The organism is Flavobacterium sp. W21_SRS_FM3, assembly GCF_052113625.1.
GTDB lineage: Bacteria > Bacteroidota > Bacteroidia > Flavobacteriales > Flavobacteriaceae > Flavobacterium.
In genome coordinates, this window is record NZ_JBGQOD010000001.1 from 781036 (window position 1) to 799074 (window position 18039).

Genomic DNA, 18039 nt, shown 5'->3' on the forward strand with positions numbered 1-18039 from the left:
TTATTCTTACAACAGTATATTAGTGATATTATTGAGGGTATTTAATTATTTTGTTAAAAAAAATGTATTTTTTTATTGTAATTACTAGTTTTATAAGTAGTTTTATTAAAAATATAAACCAAACAGCATGAAACAATTTACTAGAGTTACCTTGGGAGCATTTTTGTTTTCAACGGCAATTTTTGCACAAGATATTGATTTATCTAAAAAAATCCCCACAGATCCAAGCGTAAAAACAGGAGTTCTTCAAAATGGATTAACTTATTACATCAAGAAAAATGCCAAACCTGAGAATAAAGTTGACTTACGTTTAGTAGTTAACGCAGGTTCGATTCTTGAGAATGACGATCAAAGAGGATTAGCTCACTTCATGGAGCATATGAATTTTAATGGTACCAAACGTTTTCCTAAAAATAAATTGGTGGATTACTTGCAAAGTATCGGTGTCAAATTTGGACAGCATCTAAATGCTTATACTAGTTTTGATGAAACGGTTTATTTTTTACCCATCCCTTCAGACAGTCCAGAAAAACTTGAAAACGGCTTTAATATTATTGAAGACTGGGCCTTTAATGCTGATTTGACAGCTGAAGAAATTGAGAAAGAGAGAGGTGTAGTTTTAGAAGAATACAGAATCGGTCTTGGGGCTAATAAAAGGATGTTGAGTCGTTATTTGCCTAAAATGATGTATAATTCTCACTATGCTGAACGATTACCAATAGGTGAAAAAGAAATTCTAGAAAGTTTCAAATATGATAAGATTACAAGTTTTTATAAAGATTGGTACCGTCCAGATCTAATTAGCGTCATCGTTGTGGGTGATATTGATGTAGCTGCAATGGAGAAAAAAATCAAAGATCATTTCTCGCAGTATAAAAATCCAGTTAATGAGAAGGATAGAACAATTTATGAAGTACCTAATCATAAAGAAACATTTGTAGCTATTGAAAGTGATAAAGAAGCCCCTTATACGCAAGTGCAATTGATCTATAAAGATTATGGTGCACCAAAGAAAATGAAAACTATTGAGGATTACAGAAACAACCTTGTAGAAGGTTTGTTTACGACAATGCTTAATAATAGGTTAGGAGAGTTAGTTAACTCACCGACGCCACCTTTTACATATGGGTATTCTTATCACGGAGGAACGTATGCAAGATCAAAAGAAGCTTATCAATCCTTTGCTGTAGTGCAAGAAGACAAACAACTATCTGCACTTAAAGTATTAGCGACAGAAAATGAAAGAGCAAAGAAATATGGTTTTACTCAAAACGAATTAGATCGTGCAAAATCTGAAATAATTGCCCGTTATGAAAAACAGTTTAACGATAAAGATAAAACTGATTCAGATAATTTTGTAGCACAGTATCAATCACAATTTCTAGAACAAGTTCCTGCTCCTGGAATTGAATGGGAATTTAAGACTACTAAACAACTGTTGCCACAAGTGACTTTAGCTGATGTAAATGGTTATATTAAAGGATTAGTTAAAGAAGATAACCGCGTTGTGGTTATTACTGGTCCTGAAAAAGAAGGTTTAGTAAAAGTAACAGAAAAGCAAGTTTTAGATGCTTTAAATATTAATTCTGATGAAGTTACTCCTTACGAAGATTCTAAAGCGGTTACTTCTTTACTGAGAAACGAAATTAAATCAGGTACTATTGTAAAAAAAGAAACTGATACTAAAATTGGTGCTACTACACTATTCCTTTCTAATGGAGCAAAAGTAACTTACAAGAAAACTGACTTTAAAAATGACGAAATTAGGATGGAAGGGGTTAGTTTTGGAGGAACGAACACCTACTCTAATGAGGAGGCTATAAAGACACAGTTTGCAAATGGAGCATTAGCTCAAGCAGGTTTTTCAGGGCTAAAAATCAACGATATTGATAAATTTATGTCGGGTAAGATAGCTTCAGTGAATCCTTATATTGGTGCAGTTACCGAAGGACTTAGAGGTACTGCTACGCCAAAGGATTTAGAATATTTATTTCAAAGTGTTCATGCTTATTTTACCGATTTGAATTTAGACAAAGAAGCATTCGAAGGATTTAAGCAAAAACAATCTGCTTTTTATAATAATATGGCTTCTCAACCTTCTTTTTATTTCCAACAAGAACTGTATGCTTATCTGATGAAAGAAAATCCTAGATTCAACGGATTGATTCCGAATGAGAAATCTTGGGCGCAAACTGACTATGAATTGGCTTATAAAAAGTACAAAGAACGTTTTGCTAATGCTGCAGATTTTGAGTTTTTCTTTGTTGGAAATGTGGATGAAAAAGTAATCGAAGCGTTTTCTGCTAAATACATCGCTTCTCTACCTTCTACTAAAACTAAAGAAAAAGCCATTGATTTAGGTTACAAAATGTTAAAAGGGGACTTGAAAAAAGTAGTTAATAAAGGAAAGGACCCTAAAAGTACAGTAGCAATTATGTATTATGGGGACGCGGTTTACTCTGAAAAAGAGGATTTAGCTATGCAAGCCTTAGGCGAAGTACTAACAATAAAGCTAATAGAAGAACTGAGAGAAAATGAAAGTGGTGTTTATGGTATTAGTGCGAGAGGGAATATGACAAAAGTTCCTACTGGTTCTTACAGTTTTAATATTGGATTTCCTTGTGGACCAGATAATGCAGAGAGACTAACAGCATCCGCTTTAAAAGAACTGCAAAAAATTATCGATAATGGACCTGATGAAAAGGATGTAGCTAAATTTAAGGAAGCTGAACTTTTAGATTACAAGAAGGACATTAAAGACAATAGATTTTGGTTGAGTAATTTTACTAAGTCATTTATTGATGGAACTAGTCCTGATAAGGTACTTCAAACGGAGGAAGCTATCAATAAAATTACGGCTAAAGATATTCAAGCAGTCGCTAAAAAATACCTTACTAAAGATAAAGTTATTGCAATGCTTATGCCAGAGGTTAAGAGCTAAGCTAACGTAATCAAATTAAAAAAAGCCCGCTAAATCTAATTTAGCGGGCTTTTTATTTGTTTGTGTTTTATTTAAAGCAAACGGGAATAATTTCTCCTTTTGCTAAACAGTATTTCTCAACCAGTTCGGGTGCGATTTTATTGGTGTAATCTTCTTCGAGTACTGTAAAGCCAATGCTTCTTAATTTGTCAAAATAATCACGACCATAAATACGTACATGATCGTACTGCCCAAATATCTCGGCGCGTTTTTTCTGATCTGTAATAGTATCATCAGCAAAAGTAACTGCGCGATTGAGGTCTTGAGGAATTTGTAAAATTGCCATTCCGCCTGGTTTTAAAACCCGATACAATTCTTGCATGGCTTTAGTGTCATCAGGAATGTGTTCTAGAACGTGATTGCACAAAATAACATCATATTGATTGTCCTCAAACGGCAGGTTGCAAATATCTGCTTTTACATCAGCCAGTGGCGAAAACAAATCGGTTGTAGTGTAATCTAGATTTTTCTGATTTCTAAACAATTTATAAAAAGCTTGTTCTGGAGCAAAGTGCAATACTTTTAATGCTGAATTTATTTCAGTACCTCGTAATTTAATTCTGTTTGTATTTGTAACAGAGGAATCGGAAACGGGTTCAGGTTTAAAAAAATCGGTCTTTTCGTTGAGGTATAACCACAGCAAACGGTGTCTTTCTAGCGAAAGTGTACTTGGTGAAAGCACGTTGTTACGTTGCGTTCCATATCCATAAGGTAAGAAGCTTTTAAAGCTTTTCCCGTCAATAGGATCAGTAAAAGTCGTCCCTTTTAAAGCTAAAGCCAAAACTGGTCTCGCGACATAACTTAAACGAATAAGTATGGGACGAGGAATGGTATTAAGTACGAGTTTGAAAAGTTTTTTCATAATGAGTTACACAGAGATTCGCTAAGATTTTGCAGAGATTTTTTAGATTTCTGTATTTGAATTAATAAATCATTTACTATTATTTCTTTGAGATTCAGTTCTAACTTTCTGCTTTCTCAAAAAATAATTATAAAACTAAAGGAACTTTTCTAAATTCATCTTCTTCATTGCTAACTATTCCTAATGCCTGATATACATAGGCAAATGTCGAAAGTATCTCTGGTTTTCCATCAACAAGAGCAACATCATGTTCAAAGTGAGCACTTGGTTTGTTATCAGCGGTTGTGATAGTCCAGCCGTCTTTGTGTTGTTTAATATTTCTTGTTCCAAGATTGATCATTGGTTCAATAGCAACCACCATTCCTTCTACAAAAAGTTTTCCACGACCGCGTTTTCCGTAATTAGGCATTTCTGGATCTTCGTGCATCTTTTGCCCTAAACCGTGCCCTACTAATTCGCGAACCACACCGTAACCGTGAGCTTCTGTATATTTTTGAATCGCATTACCTACATCTTCTACGCGATTTCCAGCTTTAAATTCGCGGATACCTACGTACAAAGATTCCTTAGTAACTTGTAACAATTTTTTTGTTTCAGGCGCTACCTCACCTATTTCAAAAGAATAAGCATGATCTCCATGATAGCCATTTTTAAACGCACCACAGTCAACAGATATTACATCACCACTTTGAAGCGGGGTATTATTAGGTATACCGTGTACTACTTGAGAATTCGGACTCATACACAATGAGTTTGGAAAACCGTATAAACCTAGGAAACTTGGAACCGCTCCATGGTCACGGATAAATTCTTCAGCTAATTTGTCTAAATGTAATGTAGTCACTCCTTCTTTAATTTCAGAAGCAATCATTCCTAATGTTTTCGATACTATTAATGCACTTTCGCGCATTAATTCTATTTCTTCACGGGATTTAACTATAATCATGTTGTCTTTTTTTCAGTTGGCAAAAGTACGATTTTTAAATTATTTAATCAGGGTTGGCCAAAATTTTAAAAAGTTCAGCATTAGCATTGAAATATCTGTTTTCTAAAGCTATGGAAGCAAGCTGTGCACTAATCAAACTATTTTCTCTACTGTTTATTAAAAATAGCGAGCTTTCGCCAAATGTAAATAGCCGCTCCTCTGATTTTAACATTACTGCATAATCTTCGGCTAGTGATTTTATAATTTTATTTTGCTTTTCTAAAGACTGGATTTCTGTTTTTTGGGCGCTAATTTTATTCGAGAGCTGCACGCGTTCTAGATTCATTGTGAACTCTAATTCTTGAATTTTGTATTGGGCCAGTTTTAAGCTCCCGCGTTCTTTTCGTAAAAACAAAGGAAAATAAAAATTAACACCCACTTTATAATTTTCTAATTGATAATTATCGAAATAGCTAGGTTCAGCAATATAAGAATAACCGATGTCCACTTTAGGTAATAACATGTTTGCTTTTAATTTTTTCTCTATCGTCAATATATCCATTTTGCTTGTAAGGGCATTCATTTTTGGATGATTTTCCAGCGAGAAATCAGCATTTACCAAATCATTGGTCTTTAAAGTCTCTTGTATACTGTGCTCTATATCGGTTTCTGGAATAACATTGTCGGCTAATTCCAGTGGGATAGTGTTTTCTAACCAAAGAAAATTAGACAATTCAAGCTTTGCTTTATTTAATTTCAATTTAGAATCTTCTAGGTTTAGGATTCTATTTTTTACGCTAATTCCTGCTTCAATACTATCAATAGCACGTTTATCTCCCGATTTAATTAAAGATTTAATTCCTTTGAATCGTATTTGCGCATTGTTATTATAAGTTTCGTATAGTTTTACTTCGTTAAAGGTTTTTTTCCAATTAAAGTAAGCTAATGAGGCATCGTATAAAACCGCAATGGCTTGTAGTTTACGTTCCGCCTGGCTCAGATTCAACTGAATTTTTGCCTTGCGCACATCGGCCATTCTTTGATTGATAAACAAGCCTTGTCCTAGCGGCACTGTAATTCCTAACGAAGTCAGACCTTGATTAGGAACGGTGTTTTCAGGGTTTAAATAAATACCGTCATTATTGTCAAAACCCGCTTTAATTTCGATTCCGTACCAGGTAGGAATTTTAAAGCTGCTATTAAGTATCGAATAATATTCTTTGTCTTTGAATTGCTTTTCTTTAAAATCGACTTCAATTTTTGGATCAAATCCACCGCGAGCCATCATCAAATTTGCCTGCGCTTTATTGATTTCTAAATTAGCATTTTTAACTAAAGGATGGTATTTTTTCACATAGCCCAAAAATTCGTTATAAGTAAATTCCTTGGAAGCATTAGGCAAGGGAACTTGCCCAAAAGCTATACAACCGAAGAATAGAAAAAGGATAAGAATTTGTTTCATTATTTTTTCTCTTTTACTGATTTTGCATCTGTTTTGTAATAATTTGGCGGAAACCCATTTAAAATACGCCATACCTCAAACCATATGGGTACGGTGTCTAATAAAGCAATTGTTTCGGCACCAGAACCAATACTAATTTTTTTAGGCCAAGCAGCTTCTTCTTTGTCTGGCGCTATTAGTATACGGTATTTTCCGTTGTCACTAATAAAGTTTTCTATAGCAACAATCCTTCCGCCAAAAGTTCCATAAGAAACATCAGGCCATCCTGAGAAAACGATTGTAGGCCATCCATCAAACCATATTCTAACTTTTTCGCCTTTGTTGATAAGTGGCAAATCAATGGGATCTACGTAGGTTTCTACAGCAATGTCATATTGAGCAGGCATTATGGTAACGATTGGAGTTCCTTCTTTTACAGTTTGACCAATTCCAGCTTGCAACACTCTGTTTACATAACCACTTTGTGGTGCTTTGATGTAGTACATTCCGTTTCTTATACTATAATTTGCGTACTGATTTTCCAACTTATTGACTTGTGCTTCCGTATCAAATTGATTGCTCATCGCAGTATATTGGTCGCTTTGAGCTTTTGATACTTTTTCAGCATACTCTGATGTAATTCTACCTGTTTCTACTTTGGCATTGATAAATTCATTTTTACTTGTAAGAAACTTGTTTTCTTGCGTAATTATTTTGGCTTCAACTTCCTGTAGTTTTAACCTTTTATCTTCTACGTCAGTTAAGGGTTTAAGGCCTTCACTGTTTAACTGTACAGCGCGATCAAACTGTGTATTGGCAATTTTCAACTGCGTTTTTACGGCAACGAGATCCATACTGTCACTTTTAATTTTTAATAGTGCCTGTTTAATTTTGTTTTGTGCTTGTTCTAATTTAAGTCGTTTTTCACTTTCAATGTTCTGAATTTGCCCAGTCATTGTTTTTACTTTTGAGCCATAGGATTCAAGAGAAAGTTTTTTTGCATTGACCTGCTTTTGAGTATTGGCAACAAGATTTGGATCCATATAATCCTCTTTGATTTCTGATATAAAAAGGATGGTATCTCCTTTATTTACAAAATCGCCTTCCTGAACGTACCAGTTTTCTATTCGACCAGATATAACACTTTGTATTGATTGTGGTCTTTGATTGGGTTTTAAAGTGGTTACAGATCCAGAACCTGATATGTTTTGTGTCCAAGGTAAAAAGAGAATAAGCACTCCCAAAACAAAAAAGAATAGAATGATCTTGTTCAAAATCTTATAGCTCGAATCTGAATTCAGCTTTTTTATGGTTTCAAAGTTTTTTAAGCTGGGTAAGTTTGTTTTATTATTGTCAGATATATTTAGCATAGCTTATAAATTTTTTGAGTCTAGTTGAATACGTCCTTCGTGCATGTTGATTTCTCTGTTGCATTTCGTTTTCCAATATGGATTTTTAGAAGATACAATTATGGTCCATTTATTTTCTTTAGCAGTAATAAAGTCAATAATTTCATTTGCTACTTTTTCATCCATAGTGTCTGTTGGGTCTTCATAAAATAGAATTCTGGGTTTGTGAATAATACTTCTGGCTAAAAGTATTTTTTGAGCATTCGATGAAGATAATTGTCTCCCTTCTGGAAAAATTTTAGTTTCTAAGCTTTCAGCTAATGATTTAATATAGGATGTTAACTGCAGGCCGTCAAGTGCCCATTTTAAATCCTCTTGACTAATAGCGTGATCATTATAAGTAATGTTTTCATAAATTGTTCCTTCAAATGGGGTTTCGCCATAAATTACACTACCTATTTGCGAGCGGTACTGTTTTAAATCTATCTTTTTAAAAGTATCATCGTTGATATAAAAACTTCCCGATGTTGGTTTTATTAAACCTGATAAAATTCGGATTAATGTTGTTTTTCCAGCACCATTTTCTCCTGTGATGATAATACGTTCGCCTTGATCAATTTTTAAAGAAATATCGTTTAGAATCGCATTTTTAGAATCAGGAAATTTGAATTTTACTTTTTCTGTTTCCAATGTGATATCGGCATAACAAAAATTGGTGTTTTCAGTATCAAATTCTTCTTCAAGACTTAAGTCGGCAACTTGACCTATTTTTTCTACAGAAGTCAACACATCATAAAAGGTTTCCATCCCTAAGATTATTTTTTCTACGGAATTAATTACTAATAAAATAATGATTTCCGCTGCAACGAATTGTCCAATATTCATTTGTTGTGAAACTACTAGAAAGCCTCCTATCGAAAGCAAACTTGCTGTAATAATGATTTTAAAAATGATCAGCTGCGTAAATTGTCTTTTAATAACATTGAAATGTTTTTCACGGTAATTTAAATAGTCACTTACTAATTGATCGTTTTTTTGAAGACCAAAATCAAAATTCAGCTGGTTTCTAAAACTGAAATTATTACGCGCCATTTCCTGCAACCATCTGGCTACTTTATATTTATTTTTTGATTCCTTCAAACTAGTCTCTAAACCAGGTTTGTATGATAATTTAAAAATGAAGTAAAGCAATATAATCAGCATGATACCAAATACAATAAAATAGGGATGATAAAGCGACAATAAAATTATCCCAAATATTATTTGCAGTAAGGCAGCTGAAAAGTCAATTAGTAACTTTGAGGTACCCTTTTGAATCGTGATGGTATCAAAAAATCGGTTGGCCAGTTCAGGAGGATAACTATTGTATAATTCTTCAAACTTTATTTTGGGTAATCGTGCTGCAAATTCAAAGGAGGAACGCACAAAAATCTTTTGTTGTAAATTTTCTGTTATTCGCAGCTGCATTAATGATAAAATACCCACTAAGGCAACGCCCATCACAACCAGAAAGATTAATACTATCCAAGATACACTCACACGTCCCGATTGTATGAAATTGATAATCGCTTGAATCCCTAGAGGAAGTGATAAACTAATTAGTCCAGCAAATATGGCATAAAAGAATAGTTGAGTAATGTCTTTTTTATCAAGAGCTAATAAATTGTAAAAACGCTTTAATGGAGTCATATTTTTCTATTTTTTTAAGACTATTGTAATCAGATGGATATAAAAATCAGTAGGACTTATTTCCTTATTGCAGTTAGTGATGGTGGTTAGGTGCTCTCTTAAAAATTGCTGATGCAAGGCACCTTCAATTATATTCGACGCAAGACTTTTTGCAAAAGGATAGTCAGGATTTACCTCACTAATTAATGCTATTATCCTGTTAATTACTCTTTTGTATATTAGAAAAAAGCCTATTTTGTTTTCTTCATCTACTTCTTTAGTGTGCAGTGTTTTTGTAAACTCAGAAATTATTATTTTATTTAAAATCGCCTCATTAATATGTTCAGTGGCTTCATCATCTTCAATTTTTTCAGTCACTATAGTAATTGCCTTTTTGAGTTTGTCAAACGGGTCTGCTATATTGTTTGTGGCAAAAAATAATTTGTACTCCATCCAGCTCCAATACCATGAAGAAAGGTAAACTAATAACTTATGTTTATTTTCAAAATAACGATAAATAGAACTTTCATTAGAACCTATTTTTTCGCCTAATTTTTTAAAAGTAAAGTTGTCAAAGCCTATTGCATCTATCAACAATATACTTTCTTGAATGATTTTCTTGCCCAGTTTTGAAGTTTCAGGATCTTTTACAAAGATTTTATCATTGACTTGTATTTTGATTGTTGCAATTAAGTCTTTCATAATTAATATTATTTAATGCAAATATAATAGTATTACTATTAAAAACAATGTATTTTATAAAAAAAGGCTGTCTTGATAAGACAACCTTTAAAATTTGAAAGAATTATAGGATAACTATAATAGAGAATGACGTGTCATAACTGCCGGCTTTTCTATGCCCATTAATTCTAAAATAGTAGGAGCAATATCTCCAAGTACACCATCGTGTATTACTTTAATGTCTTTGTCTACTAAGATAAAAGGAACTGGATTTGTAGTATGTGCCGTATTAGGGCTACCATCAGGATTAATCATTGTTTCACAATTTCCATGATCAGCAATGACGATGGTTGTGTAGTTATGAGCAAGTGCTGTAGTGATTACTTGTTCGACACATTGATCAACAGCTTCGCAGGCTTTTATAGCGGCTGTCATTATACCAGTATGTCCTACCATATCGCCATTAGCAAAATTCAAACATACAAAATCTACATTTTCTTTTTCTAATTCGGGAATTAATGCGCTTGTAAGTTCAAAGGCGCTCATTTCTGGCTTTAAATCATAAGTTGCCACCTTCGGAGAATTTCTTAAAATGCGGTGTTCGCCTCTAAAAGGAATTTCTCTACCACCTGAAAAGAAGAAAGTAACATGAGGATATTTCTCAGTTTCAGCAATTCTAATCTGGGTTTTGTTGTTTTTTTCTAATACTTCACCTAATGTTTCTGTGATGTTGTCTTTGTTATAGACCACTTTTACATTTCTGTAGGTTTCGTCATAATTAGTGAGCGTGACGAAGTACAAGTTCAATTTATGCATGTTTTGTTCATGGAAATCTTGTTGTGATAAGGCTTCGGTTAACTCTCTTCCTCTGTCGGTTCTAAAGTTAAAGAAAATCACAACATCATCCTCTTGTATTGTTGCTACGGGAATATCAAAATTATCAACCATAACAATTGGATTAATAAATTCATCCGTTACCTCATCTTGGTAGCTTTTTTCGATACTAACAATAGCATTTTTTGAAGGAGTTCCTTTTCCATTTACTAGTAAATCGTAAGCTAATTTAACGCGCTCCCAACGTTTGTCTCTATCCATCGCATAGTAGCGACCAATGATGGAAGCTAATTTTACCGAAGTGTTAGCGATATAATTTTCTAAATCTTGAATGTATTTTTTACCAGATTTAGGATCTACATCACGGCCATCCGTAAAAGCGTGAACAAATACATCCTGAAGTCCGTAGTCTTGAGTAGCATCAATCAGTCCGCGCAGGTGAGAGGTATGGGAGTGAACACCTCCATCAGATACTAATCCTAAAAAATGTACTTTTCTATGATTGTCTTTTGCATATTGAAAGGCATCTTTCAATACTTGTTCCTGTGCTAAAGTTTTATTGGCTACAGCCAAATTAATTTTGGCTAAATCTTGGTATACAATCCTTCCAGCACCCAGATTCATATGACCTACTTCACTATTTCCCATTTGTCCCTCTGGAAGACCAACATGGAGACCGTCAGTGCGTAATTGTGCACTAGGGTATTTAGTATAAAGGCTGTTTATAAAAGGGACATTAGCATTGTCGATTGCAGATACTTTCGGGTCGGGAGATTTACCCCAGCCGTCCAAAATCATTAGTATAACTTTCTTGTTCATTTTAATATATTTTAAACAAAGATAAAGTATTTATAAAATCTTCTGAGTCAACAAAGTTACTATTATACATTCAGGAGAGAACCCTTTAAAATAATAGTAATTTAATTGTGTATGCCGTGTTTTTTTAAAATTTATGCACTTTAAGATTTGCTTTTTAAGCTATTGTAGTCAATAAAATATTTTACACTGATTGAAAAAGTGTGACTAAGTGCTTCATTATTTAGTAAGCTCGTAATGTTTTTTTCAAACTTCTTGTTAATCAGGTTTTCAAAATCGGCTGCATTATTTCTATAAAGGACAGATACTTGACTTCCGGGCGCAAACCACCAAGAGTATGATAAATCAAAATTCCAAGAGTAGAAACTCGAATTTTTATTAGTTGTATAAGAACTGTAATTAGCTAATCTACCGTTTTGTTCTAATGATAGGTAATTTTTATTTTCGGCATATGACCAGTACTGACGCACCGCTAAATTGAAATTCATTTTGCTGCTGACAGAATATTTTCCAGAGATGCTATTTGCATAAGTAACAACGTTTCGATTAGCAAAAATAATAGTTTCTGGTGTTGCGTTGTTTAAGTCTTCATCAATACTGTCAACAAAACCTTTATTGTTATTTCTTCTTTGAAAATCAAAATTATAACTTAATGAAAACTTGTCGTTAAAACGGTATCTTGGACCTAAAGAGAACTCATAAGTACTTCTTTCTGTTTCGTTAAAAATGGAGTAAGAAGGATTGAAATCAAAGGCGAATTGATTATTGTAATTGGTAGAAATGTACAACCAAGCATTGTATCGTTGTGGTAGTATTACGTACCTATTGTCAACTCTCGCTTCGTAGAAATCATAAGATTCAATAGGATTGATATTGACGCCAAAACCAACATAATGATTTTTTTTAGTGTCCAGGTTTACATTAATATTGATGTTGTTTCCTTGAATTTTTCCCGTTTCTTTATGAAACTGTGTATACATATTGTAGTTTAATCTAAAAGTATTAAACAGTTTTGTGGGGTTTAAAATTCTATAATTGGCATTTCCATAGATACTATAATAATTGGTCTCAAAGTTAATTCCCAAGTCGTTATTGTCGTAATCTTTAGAAACTAGGTCAGCACCAAAACTGTATCTGTATTTTCCACTCGTCTCTGCAAAATTTAAGGTAGTGTAAATACCTTTTTTATCTTCTAGAGCATTGATATAGCTGTACTTGAAGTTCCCAGATAAATTGTAAGTATTTTTTTTAGTGTTTAAATCCCAAACCAAAGCAGATACATTCGCATCACGAAAATTAGAGTTTCTAGTGACATTAGTATTTATGAAAGATATAGAGGAATTTTTTCTAAAACGCTGGTCAAGAACTAATACATTATAATTTGTTAAGGGTTCCACTAATTCTCTTCTGCTTTCTTGTGTGATGGTATCTTGAATGGTTGCGTAAGTTTTTTCGGTTACCGCATTTAAAACGCCAATTCCTAATCCACCTTTTGTTCTTCCAGAAACCTTTAAAGCATTAATTAAATTTACTGTAGAGGGGTTTTCTATGACTTCCTCATTTGTTAAAGCTGTTGGGTATACTGAAGGGCTTCCGCCAATTCTTCTAGAGTATAATAAGTCTCCTTTACTAAAAAGGTCAGTTCCTTCTGTAAAAAAAGATCGGTTCTCATTGAATTGCTGTTCGAAAGGGCCTAAGTTTAATATTTGATCGTCGTATTTTGTTTGTCCAAAATCAGGGATTAAAATTGCGTCTAGAGTAAAGGCATCGTTAATTCCGTATTTAATATCTAGCCCTCCTTTAAGGGTTCCGTATGTTTTTTGGCGTGAATTAGCATTTACATAAAAAGAAGAATAGGGTAAAAGGAACAAGCGAGTAGGAGGTTTGATGTTTTCAATTCCTTCTAAAACTCCAGACTGTTGTGTGAACGTACCTAACTTTGAATCGATAAAATTCCAAGTATATTTTTGACGGTCTCTTCTTATTTCTCTAAAGAAATTTAGTCCCCAGGTTTGCTTTTTCTCACCAGAGAAGCGCAAGGCGGCATATGGTATTCTCATTTCTACAGTCCAACCAAAGTCGGTTATTAACGCTTTACTTTTCCAAACGGCATCCCAAGAGTAATCTTCTCCATTGGCGTCTGTAGTAATACAATCTGCTTGGCCATCTGATGCACAAACATAAAATTGAAAATCTTGTTGACCATCATTAAAACCGTTGATAAAAACACCAAACAAATCAGAAGTTCCAAAATTATCTCTTTGAGAAATTTCTTTTAAAATTTTATTAGGTTCGTCATCATACATTAATGCTGCAATATACACGGCGTCATTATCGTAGATTACTTTAACGGTAGTTTTTTTATTATCAGGGATTGGTTTTCCATTATCAGGTCTAAACATCACGAAGTCTTTAGCCTCAGGAGTAGATTCCCAAATCTTCTCATCTAACTTCCCATCAATAGTGATGTTTTCAGTTGTTGATTTAGTCTGTAATACTTTTTTTTGGCTGTAGCCAAATAAGCTTAGAAAAAAAAAGAATGCTAGCAAAAAGGAGTTCTTCATGAATGAAAATGTAATGGTATATCAATTGTTTTAGATGCCTTTTATCACAAAATAGTCATCCTATTTTGTGAATTAATAGCTTCCTATTAATAGACTATCTTTAAAATAGATTGTTACACTTTAACGTATAAACTTTAGAATTTATTTTTCACTCTGTTGTAATCAATAAAATAACGAACACTTATCGATAGAATATTGGTCATATTACTATCGAAAACATTTTTTAAATTTTGACCTAAATTTCTCTCTACAACTCTAGTGCTTTCTTGAGAATAGTTACGATATAGAATGGACAGCTCACTGCCAGGAGCAAACCACCATGAATAAGAAAGATCTAAATTCCAGGAATTGAAATTTCTGTTTTTATTCAAATTGAAGGCAGTGTTGTCAATAACGGTACCGTCGTCTTGTAAAGTCAAGAATTTTTTATTGTCAGAGTATGACCAATAGTAACGTGCAGTTAAATTAAGAGTCATTTTATTGTTGATAGCATATTTCCCTGTCAAGTCATTTTGCAGTATTTCTCTATCACGTTGCCCAATAATAATATCTGAATTATCAAAAGCGACCCATCCTCGATCATTGATCTTTTTTGTATAATCCATCACAAAGTAAAGAGAGAATTTGTCGTTAAAACGGTATTTAGGTCCTAGTGCTAAACCGTAGCTTACTCTTTTATCTTGATCATACACCGCAATGCTAGGTGTGAAATCAAATGTAAAGGCATTATTGCGGTTAAATTCTACTCCAAAATAAGAAGTAACTCTCTTAGGAATTTCTAAATACCTACCAGCTACACGAGGTTCATAAAAATCATAGGTTTCAAACGGGTTTATAACCAATGCAAATTCCATATAATGATTTTTCTTGGTGCGTGCTTTAATGAGCGTTTTGTACCAACCTTCTTGCATTTTTCCAGTGGTGTTTTGCAATTCTAAATTCAGCTCTTGCTCGACCTTGAAAGTGTTGAAGTATTTAATAGGATTAAGAATTCTGTAACTTCCATTAACATAGGCATTATGATAATTAGTGTAGAAAACTAAACCAAGATCATTAATGTCATAATCGCTTGAAATATATTTTCCAGAGACTGTGTAACGGTATTGACCGCTGGTTTTAGCAAAGTTTAACGATGTTTTAAAGCCGTCGTAATTTTGGATATCGTTTACGGTACTGTACTTAAAGTCTCCATATAGATTATAAGTGTTTGCTTTAGTGCTTAAATCAAAAACTAAGGCAGAGGCATTTGCATCTCTAAAATCACCATTTCGTGTAGTATTAGCATTAACAAATGAAACAGAAGAATTTCCATTGAAGCGTTGGTCAAGAACAAGCATGTTGTAGTTTGTTAAAGGTTCAATGACCTCTCTGCGTGTTTCTATTACTTCTTCGTCATCGTCGTTTAGAGTGGTTTTTTCAATAGTAGCAAATGTTTTTTTGGTAACCGCATTCAAGAACCCTATTCCTAGACCTTTCTCCGTTCGACCAGAAACTTTTACTGCGTTTAATAAATTTACGGTACTAGGGTACTCGGTAATTTCTTCATTTGCTTCGGGTATTGGTTCTCTTGAAGGAAAACCTCCAATACGTCGCGAATAAAATAGATTACCAATATTAAATAAATTAGTTCCCTCAGTAAAAAACGGACGGTTTTCTTCCAGTTTCTGTTCAAAAGGATCTAAGTACAATATAGCATTGTCAAATTTTGTTTGCCCAAAGTCAGGTACTAAAATTGCGTCCAGAGTAAAGGAATCATTAATTCCGTACTTAATGTCTAAACCAGCTTTAAAAGTTCTGTCTGATGCAAAATCATCTTCTTGGTAATATGCTGATGTGTACGGTATAAAAAATAATCGAGTAGGTGTTTTTATATTCTCTATACCTTCAAGGATTCCCGCCTGAGTAATTACAGCACCAATCTTTGTATCAACATGATTCCATGTATACGTTTGTACGTCTCTTTTTATTTCTCTTTTAAAATTTATTCCCCAAGTTTGTTTTTGTGCATTAGAAAAACGTAATGCAGCGTAAGGAATTTTCATTTCGACTACCCATCCATAGTCAGTAATGGCTACTTCACTGTCCCAAATGGCATCCCAAGAATAATCATCTCCACCCTCTGTAGATAAGCAATCCATTTGCACGCCAGCGGCGCTTACATAAAAACGAAAGTCTTGCTGACCGTCATTGAATCCATTTATCGAAACGGAGAAATGATCAGAAACACCAAAAACATCACGGTTCGTAATTTCTCGTTGAATCTTGCTTGGTTCGTTATCGTATAACACGGCAGAGATGTAAATAGCGTCATTATCATATAAAACTTTTACTTCTGTCTTTTTATCTTCGCTAATGGGTTTTCCGTTATCTGGTTCAAACATCACAAAATCTGTTGCGATTTCAGAATCGTTTTTCCATTGGTCTTCATTTAATTTTGCATCTATAGTAAGTCCTTGGGTAATTGGCTTAGCAAATAGTACTTTTTTCTGACAATATGCAGAAACGTTGAAAAAAATAAAGGTTAGAGCGTATAAACAGTAGGATTTCTTCATAAATTAAGAATACAATTAAGCAAAAATAAGATAATTAACACAAAAAGCAAATACAATGTTATTTTTATTGTAATACAATATTTACAAAATGAAGTATTAACCTATTTTTAACTTGGATGTTACAAGATTAAATATAATTTTTATAAATTTGCAATCCCTTAATCTATTTATGTAATTTAATTATAATCAATGATTTATAAGACAATCCCTGCTGTTATCTTAATAATGTTGTCAGTGTTCCATGCAAACAACTTTAATACTGAATCAAAGAACATTACTAAAAAAGAATATGTTGAAGTTGTTTCTAAAACTACAGAGACAAATGAAGAAACTGTTTACAATCAATTAAATTCCAATCAATTTCCATTACCTAAATTAGAAGTTTTTAGCGAAGCTTTGAAAGGTTTTAATTTGCTAAAGGAGAAAGGGTTAGTACGTAAAGATGTGCTGACTGTTATCGATTTTAGTATGTCTTCTAATACTAACAGGTTGTGGGTTATTGATTTAGCTACAAATACTATATTGTATAATACATTAGTGGCACACGGAAGAAATACGGGTAATGAATTTGCCACTAGCTTTTCTAATGTTTCTTCTTCATTTAAAAGTAGCCTTGGTTTTTATGCAACTGGAGAAATCTATGTTGGGAAACACGGCAAGTCTTTAAAACTAGACGGACTTGAGAAAGGTATTAATAGTAATGCAAGAGAAAGAGCAGTAGTCATTCATGGCGCTGATTACGTTTCCAATTCATTTATAAAAAGCAACAAAAGATTAGGTAGAAGCTTAGGTTGTCCGGCTATACCTCTTGAGTTAACTAGTGGAATCATTCAAACAATTAAGGATAAGTCTTGTTTGTTCATTTATTTCCCTTCAGATAACTATAAAATAGCATCAAAACTAGTTTCTTAAAAAGAACACGATTTATAAGTATTAAAAAAGCCAATCAAAATTTTGATTGGCTTTTTTAATGGACTGCTTTAAAGTGATTTTTTTCACTAGATTTTCAAATAGTAATTGAATTTCGAACTGTTTTTATTTGTTGTTTATAAAATACTTTGATCTTATATGAGTATTTAAGCTACTTTGTGATTTAAAATTCGCATTTAATTTTATGATTGGATCGGTAAAGACTGCTATTTTATGCCTAACAGCAGATAAGGACTAAAAAAAAGTTTATGGGTAATGATTTAGTTCTAAAACCGTTACGCTCGCAAGTTAAATTTGTCTCATTTTTTTTCGAAAAAAACTTGTTTTTAACTCAATTTATTATTTATATTTGCACCACAGTAATGCGAAAGTAGCTCAGTTGGTAGAGCTCCAGCCTTCCAAGCTGGTTGTCGCGAGTTCGAGCCTCGTCTTTCGCT

Annotated in this window: 11 protein-coding genes and 1 tRNA gene; 3 read left to right on the forward strand and 9 right to left on the reverse strand. The window is 33.2% G+C overall.

The window, feature by feature from the left end; all coding sequences use genetic code 11:
- Positions 1–127 precede the first annotated feature (127 nt).
- Positions 128–2941 carry a M16 family metallopeptidase gene (locus ACEN2K_RS03500; RefSeq protein WP_441757920.1) on the forward strand — a complete coding sequence of 938 codons (2814 nt, stop codon included), beginning with the start codon at positions 128–130 and terminating at the stop codon, positions 2939–2941.
- 67 nt (positions 2942–3008) lie between these two features.
- On the opposite strand, the gene ACEN2K_RS03505 is transcribed toward ACEN2K_RS03500, so the two are convergent.
- From ACEN2K_RS03505 to ACEN2K_RS03545, 9 genes are all read right to left on the reverse strand, one after another.
- A complete protein-coding gene (locus ACEN2K_RS03505; protein WP_441757921.1) occupies positions 3009–3842 on the reverse strand; it encodes a class I SAM-dependent methyltransferase in 834 nt (277 codons plus the stop codon).
- A gap of 127 nt (positions 3843–3969) precedes the next feature.
- Positions 3970–4788: a type I methionyl aminopeptidase gene (gene map, locus ACEN2K_RS03510; RefSeq protein ID WP_441757922.1), complete on the reverse strand. Its 819-nt coding sequence runs from the start codon at positions 4786–4788 to the stop codon at positions 3970–3972.
- Between the two features lie 43 nt (positions 4789–4831).
- Positions 4832–6229, reverse strand: coding sequence for a TolC family protein (locus tag ACEN2K_RS03515; protein ID WP_441757923.1), 1398 nt, complete (start codon positions 6227–6229; stop codon positions 4832–4834).
- Positions 6229–7578, reverse strand: a complete 1350-nt coding sequence (locus ACEN2K_RS03520) for an HlyD family secretion protein (protein ID WP_441757924.1) — start codon at positions 7576–7578, stop codon at positions 6229–6231. Before ACEN2K_RS03520 ends, ACEN2K_RS03515 begins: the two co-directional genes overlap by 1 nt.
- Before the next feature lie 3 nt (positions 7579–7581).
- A complete protein-coding gene (locus ACEN2K_RS03525) occupies positions 7582–9246 on the reverse strand; it encodes a peptidase domain-containing ABC transporter (RefSeq protein WP_441757925.1) in 1665 nt (554 codons plus the stop codon).
- A 6-nt stretch (positions 9247–9252) separates the two neighbouring features.
- Positions 9253–9927 (reverse strand): TetR/AcrR family transcriptional regulator, encoded by a 675-nt coding sequence (locus tag ACEN2K_RS03530; protein ID WP_441757926.1) that lies wholly within the window; start codon positions 9925–9927, stop codon positions 9253–9255.
- A gap of 114 nt (positions 9928–10041) precedes the next feature.
- Positions 10042–11559, reverse strand: a complete 1518-nt coding sequence (gene gpmI / locus ACEN2K_RS03535) for a 2,3-bisphosphoglycerate-independent phosphoglycerate mutase (protein ID WP_441757927.1) — start codon at positions 11557–11559, stop codon at positions 10042–10044.
- Positions 11560–11699: 140 nt separating this feature from the next.
- The gene (locus tag ACEN2K_RS03540; protein ID WP_441757928.1) at positions 11700–14120 is read right to left on the reverse strand and encodes a DUF5916 domain-containing protein; all 2421 of its coding nucleotides are present in this window, start codon (positions 14118–14120) and stop codon (positions 11700–11702) included.
- Positions 14121–14254: 134 nt separating this feature from the next.
- Complete coding sequence (locus ACEN2K_RS03545; RefSeq protein WP_441757929.1) at positions 14255–16672, reverse strand: DUF5916 domain-containing protein; 2418 nt, start codon at positions 16670–16672, stop codon at positions 14255–14257.
- 189 nt (positions 16673–16861) lie between these two features.
- Between ACEN2K_RS03545 and ACEN2K_RS03550 the strand changes: the two genes are divergently transcribed.
- Positions 16862–17584 carry a murein L,D-transpeptidase catalytic domain family protein gene (locus ACEN2K_RS03550; protein WP_441757930.1) on the forward strand — a complete coding sequence of 241 codons (723 nt, stop codon included), beginning with the start codon at positions 16862–16864 and terminating at the stop codon, positions 17582–17584.
- Positions 17585–17966: 382 nt separating this feature from the next.
- Positions 17967–18039: transfer RNA gene (locus tag ACEN2K_RS03555), tRNA-Gly, on the forward strand.

What these genes read in the sequence shown, in the direction of transcription:
- ACEN2K_RS03500 (WP_441757920.1), top strand. Translation starts at nt 128, where the DNA reads ATGAAACAATTTACTAGAGTTACCTTGGGAGCATTTTTGTTTTCAACG.
- ACEN2K_RS03530 (WP_441757926.1), bottom strand. Translation starts at nt 9,927, where the DNA reads ATGAAAGACTTAATTGCAACAATCAAAATACAAGTCAATGATAAAATC.
- gpmI (WP_441757927.1), bottom strand. Translation starts at nt 11,559, where the DNA reads ATGAACAAGAAAGTTATACTAATGATTTTGGACGGCTGGGGTAAATCT.
- ACEN2K_RS03515 (WP_441757923.1), bottom strand. Translation starts at nt 6,229, where the DNA reads ATGAAACAAATTCTTATCCTTTTTCTATTCTTCGGTTGTATAGCTTTT.
- ACEN2K_RS03550 (WP_441757930.1), top strand. Translation starts at nt 16,862, where the DNA reads ATGATTTATAAGACAATCCCTGCTGTTATCTTAATAATGTTGTCAGTG.
- ACEN2K_RS03545 (WP_441757929.1), bottom strand. Translation starts at nt 16,672, where the DNA reads ATGAAGAAATCCTACTGTTTATACGCTCTAACCTTTATTTTTTTCAAC.
- ACEN2K_RS03525 (WP_441757925.1), bottom strand. Translation starts at nt 9,246, where the DNA reads ATGACTCCATTAAAGCGTTTTTACAATTTATTAGCTCTTGATAAAAAA.
- ACEN2K_RS03520 (WP_441757924.1), bottom strand. Translation starts at nt 7,578, where the DNA reads ATGCTAAATATATCTGACAATAATAAAACAAACTTACCCAGCTTAAAA.
- ACEN2K_RS03540 (WP_441757928.1), bottom strand. Translation starts at nt 14,120, where the DNA reads ATGAAGAACTCCTTTTTGCTAGCATTCTTTTTTTTTCTAAGCTTATTT.
- map (WP_441757922.1), bottom strand. Translation starts at nt 4,788, where the DNA reads ATGATTATAGTTAAATCCCGTGAAGAAATAGAATTAATGCGCGAAAGT.
- ACEN2K_RS03505 (WP_441757921.1), bottom strand. Translation starts at nt 3,842, where the DNA reads ATGAAAAAACTTTTCAAACTCGTACTTAATACCATTCCTCGTCCCATA.